Genomic DNA, 4,495 nt, shown 5'->3' with positions numbered 1-4,495 from the left:
GACGAACGTGCCGCACTCTTGCCCACCTGGCTCGAGCACTACAACCTGGACCGACCCCACCTCGGCATCGGCGGCCAACGCCCCATCGACCGAGTCAACAACGCAGCGGGTCAGTACATCTAGGTGGTCGAGGCCCAGCCGAGTCGGGCCGCCACCACGTCTGCCGTCGCCGACGGGAACTCCTCCCAGCCCGGCTCCAGCACGTCCCGCGCCAGCGCGTGCAGCGCCCGCGCGGCCTCCTCGACGGGGGCCGCCAGTGCCGCCGCGAGCCGAGGCGCGATCTGCGGGTAGGCCGCCTCGAACCGACGCGCCGGGTCGATCGCCTCGCGGTCCCGCACCTCCGTCGGGACGCGCGCGCGGATCGCCAGCACCAGATGCTTCACGGCCCACTGGCGCACCATCTCGCCGCCGCTCAGCACCTCCCCGCGCCGGGCCCGACCCACACCGACCATCAGCTTGACCAGGACGAGCGCCGCGTCGTTCGCGGGATCCGGCTGCGGCTCGTCCGCGGCACGTCGACCGGACGACTCGACCAGCGCCGCGAGCGTCCCGTCCTCGTCGATCACGACGTCGTGGTGCACGAGCGTCGCGCCGCCGAGCTCCGCACCCGTGGCCGCCGCGAACTCCATCAGGTGCCCGTCGTCGTAGAGCACTGCGAACCCGATCGCACCCTCGCGCGCGACGGTGACGACCCGCTCCGGGTCCGGGAGCCACGAGCGCACGTCGCGCACCTCCTCGCCCTTCCCGTCCGCCGCGATCACGAAGAAGTCGTGGTCGGACCACTCGTCGCGCCGGGCGGCCTCGGACCGCGCGGCGGAGCCGAGCAGCACGAACCCCACCGCAGCGGGATGCTCGCGGACAGCCTCGACCAGCAGGTCGGTGCGACTCTCAAACGTGCGGTCGGGCATCGGTTCTCCTAGGTGCTGGACGTGCAGGACATCAGAAACGTCGGCCTCGTTCCTGACCTGGGAGAGAGCCGTCATCAGGTCGGCCCCCTTCGACGGTCGGGATCAGAAGTCGTGCCAGGTGAAGGCGCGCCACGCGTCGGGCAGGTCGCGCGCGTCCGCCCATCGCGTCGTCCCCGGCGTGACCGAGACGTCGTCCGTCACTCGCCAGTCCGGCTGTCGCGGGAACATCGCCGACGCCTCGGAGACCTCGGCGGGGTCGAGCCACGCCTCGCCGCCGCTGTCGCAGAACAGGACGACGTCACCGGTCGAGGTGACGAGGGGACAGACCAGTCCCTGGTCGTCGTGGGGGCACTCCTTCAGCCACAGCATCGAGACCGCGGTCACCCGTCGTGCCACTCGACCGCGCCCCACGATGCGGGGAGCTGCTCCCGGCGCGCCCATCGGGTCGTGCGGGGCGCGACGGAGACGCCGTCGGCGACTCGCCACGTGGGCGGGTTCGGATCGATCCACGACTTCTCTGAGACCTCGGAAGGATGGAGCCAGACCTCGCTTCCCTCGTCGCACAGCAGAACCACGTGCCCGGACTCGGTGAGCACGGGGCGGATCAAGCCCTGGTCGTAGCCGGGACACCACAGCAGCCAACCCGTCATCGGCTGCTCCGAGAGCAAGGGGGTCGTCGTCGTGTCCCCTGCAGGCGGAGCATCCTCATCGCGATGACCGCGCAGCCCGCGTCCTCGGCGAGGCCAAGCACCTTTCATGGCAAGTCCTCCTCGGATCCCTTGTCGTCGCCTTCGGGGGACGACCGCGACGGCGACGGATCGCGCCGTCGCTGACGCATCCGCCGTTCGTGTGGCTACTCGAGCGCTCTCAGTTCCTCGAGCTGCTCGACGAGGGCGTCGAGGTGGGCGTCAGGTTCGAGCTCGCGTCGTCCGACGTCAGCCGTCGCGTGGAGGAGGTGCAGGACCTCCAGGTGCTCGCGTTCTGTGAAGTCCTCCAAGTTGAGCCAGTTCACGCCCGCCTCCGAGAGCTCGAGCAGGTAGTCCCGGACCCGATCGTGCTCCGTGCGTCGAGCGACAGACTCCAGCGTCCAGAAGAACATGCTCCTGGAGCCGTGCCAGATCGTGTCGTTCAGACCGAAGATCGTCCCACTCATGGTTCTCCTACGAAGAAATAGCGGTTGTCGAGCGGCGCGACGTACGCGCGGATGCGAGCGATCTGCTCAGCACTGAAGCCCGAGACGTCGACCGGTATCAGATCCGCCTTGTCGAGGTGCAGGTCGATCTGCTGGAGGAAGTCGCTCCATTGGCGCTGCGTCTGGAGGAACGCACCGTCCTGACCGCCGACAGCGTCGTACGTCGTTCCGCGAGCGTCGATCCAGTCGTAGCGCTCGTCCTTCCCGGCCCGTTCGAGACGCACTCCTCGTTCCTCCATGATCCGAATCGCCGTCCGGTACTCGACGGGACGCCACCGCTTCGTGCTCGGGTCGTGGCCGAGCGAATGCTCCCACGTGCCGGGTTCAGGTGCGTCGGGCCAGACGCGGGGCTGCGTGGCCGCCGAAGGCCGGGCGGTGCCTGCTCGCCCGAGGACGCCGGCAGCGCGTGTGCCCTTCATCGCGGTCCCGGCGAGGCCGATCGCGCCCGGGACGAAGGTGAAGACGACTGCTCCGGCTGCGCGTGCCGGGTCCTCGGACCAGGTGTCCCACGCCAACAGGGACTTCGCCGCCTCGTAGCGCACGTCCGAGCCGAGCTCGTCGGCCCGGAAGACGTCGGGCATCGAGGCCCAGGTCGTCCGCGCGGTAGCGAGGCTGAACTCCCATGTCCTGGTGTCCAGCCCGTAGTAGCCACTGCTGCCCGTCACGCCGGCCCAGACGCCGTCGACGGCGATGCCGTCCCAGAGGAAGTGCTTGATCTGGACGGCGGCGGACTTGGGACAGGGGTCGTGGCGGCGGACGACGTGGCCCCACGGCTGGTCGTCGGCGGGGAGCGTCGTCGCGCGCGAGAGGTGCAGGCCGTCCGGGGTGCACTCCCGCAGGGCGCTGTCGCCACGCGTGGCGGCGCGGATGCGGAGGGCGCACTGACGGGCTGCCTCGTCGAGCAGCGACTGCTGGACGCCGACGGCGTGCACGAGCCGGGTGTTCTCGTCGACGAGGTCCTGGTCGCCGTCCCAGCGTTCCCTCGCCGCGGCGCGGGTGCGGAAGGAGCGGGCGTCGTCGCGCAGGCCGGAGAGGGTGCGCTGGAGGGGGCGGATCGTCTCGGCGTACTCGCGGACGGCGGACGCCACCTGCGCGAGCGCGTCGGCGTAGCGCGCAGCAGCGGGCTCGACGGGGAGGATGCCGTCGAGCAGGGTGGGCGCCTCGGGGGCCTCGTAGACGGCCGACAGCGCGTGCCAGCGGTCCACGAGGTCGGCGCCGCCCGCGCGCAACGCGCGCGACGAGCCGACGAGGTCGGTGGCGAGCCGGTCGAGGTCGTCGGGCTGGAGGTCGCGGCCGGGGATCGCGTCCGGGTCGATGCCCGCGTACACCGTCACGACGTCCAGCCCCACGTCGTCTGCGCGGCACGCAGGGTCTCGCCGGCCATCTGCTCGTCGCCCGCCTGGTAGAGCGCGGACGCGTCCGAGGCGGCGCTCGCGAGGGCCGCGACGCGTGCGAGGTTCGCGGCGGTCTGGGCGGTGTACGTCTCGACGAACGCGACGAGCTCGGTCGCGACGAGGGCGTCGTGCGTGGCGTCCATGACCTCGACGCACGTGTCGGTCGCCCGCCCGGCGACGGCGGCGAGGTCCGTCGACGCCGTGTCGACGCGCTGGAGGACGCCGACCACGCCCGCGGGGTCGATCCGCCACCCCGTCACCGGGCTCGTCCTCGCGCGGCCGTGGCCGGGAGGTCGGTCGTCGTGCCTCGCGTCGTGCGCATCGCGTCCCCCTGCATGGTCCCGTCGGGCCGACCGTCGTCCCCGTCGAGCGCCGAGCGTGCCCGAGTCGCGCCCCCGCTCGTCGGAGTTGTGCACAGGTCCCCGTCTCACAGGTGGCGCACGGGTGCGCTCCAGTGCCCGTCCGGGTTCGGGGCGTTGTGTGGTCCTCGACGACGAACGACGCGTGAGCCGAGGAGGACACGATGGACGACACGACCCGCACCGGCGGCACGCCTGGCGACGAGACGCCCCGACCGGCGCAGGGCGCGAGCCCCGAGCCGGCGACGGAGGGCACGGCGCCCGACAGGACCGGCACCACGGCCGGGCCCACGGTGCCCGAGACGAGCACCACGCAAGACCGGCCGACGACGGCGGCAGCGTCGCAGCACGCCGCTCCGACGGACGCACCCGCGCCGGAAGCCGCCGCTCCGGTGAGCGCACCCGCGCGGGTGCCGGCCGCCCCGGCGAGCGGACCTGCGCCGGTACCCGTCGCGCCCGAGGGTGCACCTACCCCCGTGCCGGTCGCTGCGGGCTACCCGGCCGGGACAGAGGCCGCCCCGGCCGGTCCGTACCCGCCGGGGGCCAGCTTCGGGCCGTTCCGCGCACCGACCGCCGCTGCGCCCGGCGGGCCCCGGACGCCCAAGCCGCCGCTGAGCGTGCGCCGCGGCGCCGCCGCCGGTG

The 4,495-nt window shown here is 72.7% G+C and carries 6 protein-coding genes; all 6 read right to left on the bottom strand.

Features of this window, described 5'->3' with window-relative positions; all coding sequences use genetic code 11:
- Positions 1-119 precede the first annotated feature (119 nt).
- Positions 120-908 carry a hypothetical protein gene (locus CTKZ_RS15430; RefSeq protein ID WP_124343773.1) on the bottom strand — a complete coding sequence of 263 codons (789 nt, stop codon included), beginning with the start codon at positions 906-908 and terminating at the stop codon, positions 120-122.
- A 102-nt stretch (positions 909-1,010) separates the two neighbouring features.
- Positions 1,011-1,292: a hypothetical protein gene (locus tag CTKZ_RS15425; RefSeq protein ID WP_200829773.1), complete on the bottom strand. Its 282-nt coding sequence runs from the start codon at positions 1,290-1,292 to the stop codon at positions 1,011-1,013.
- Positions 1,289-1,558 carry a hypothetical protein gene (locus CTKZ_RS15420; RefSeq protein ID WP_124343772.1) on the bottom strand — a complete coding sequence of 90 codons (270 nt, stop codon included), beginning with the start codon at positions 1,556-1,558 and terminating at the stop codon, positions 1,289-1,291. The genes CTKZ_RS15425 and CTKZ_RS15420 overlap by 4 nt, the downstream gene beginning before the upstream one ends.
- 203 nt (positions 1,559-1,761) lie before the next feature.
- Positions 1,762-2,061 carry a hypothetical protein gene (locus CTKZ_RS15415; protein ID WP_124343771.1) on the bottom strand — a complete coding sequence of 100 codons (300 nt, stop codon included), beginning with the start codon at positions 2,059-2,061 and terminating at the stop codon, positions 1,762-1,764.
- A complete protein-coding gene (locus CTKZ_RS15410; RefSeq protein WP_124343770.1) occupies positions 2,058-3,449 on the bottom strand; it encodes a hypothetical protein in 1,392 nt (463 codons plus the stop codon). The genes CTKZ_RS15415 and CTKZ_RS15410 overlap by 4 nt, the downstream gene beginning before the upstream one ends.
- Positions 3,431-3,754, bottom strand: coding sequence for a DUF6507 family protein (locus CTKZ_RS15405; protein WP_124343769.1), 324 nt, complete (start codon positions 3,752-3,754; stop codon positions 3,431-3,433). The genes CTKZ_RS15410 and CTKZ_RS15405 overlap by 19 nt, the downstream gene beginning before the upstream one ends.
- Positions 3,755-4,495 lie beyond the last annotated feature (741 nt).

Source organism: Cellulomonas algicola (assembly GCF_003851725.1).
Lineage (GTDB): Bacteria > Actinomycetota > Actinomycetes > Actinomycetales > Cellulomonadaceae > Cellulomonas > Cellulomonas algicola.
This window is presented reverse-complemented; position numbering and strand designations above follow the sequence as displayed.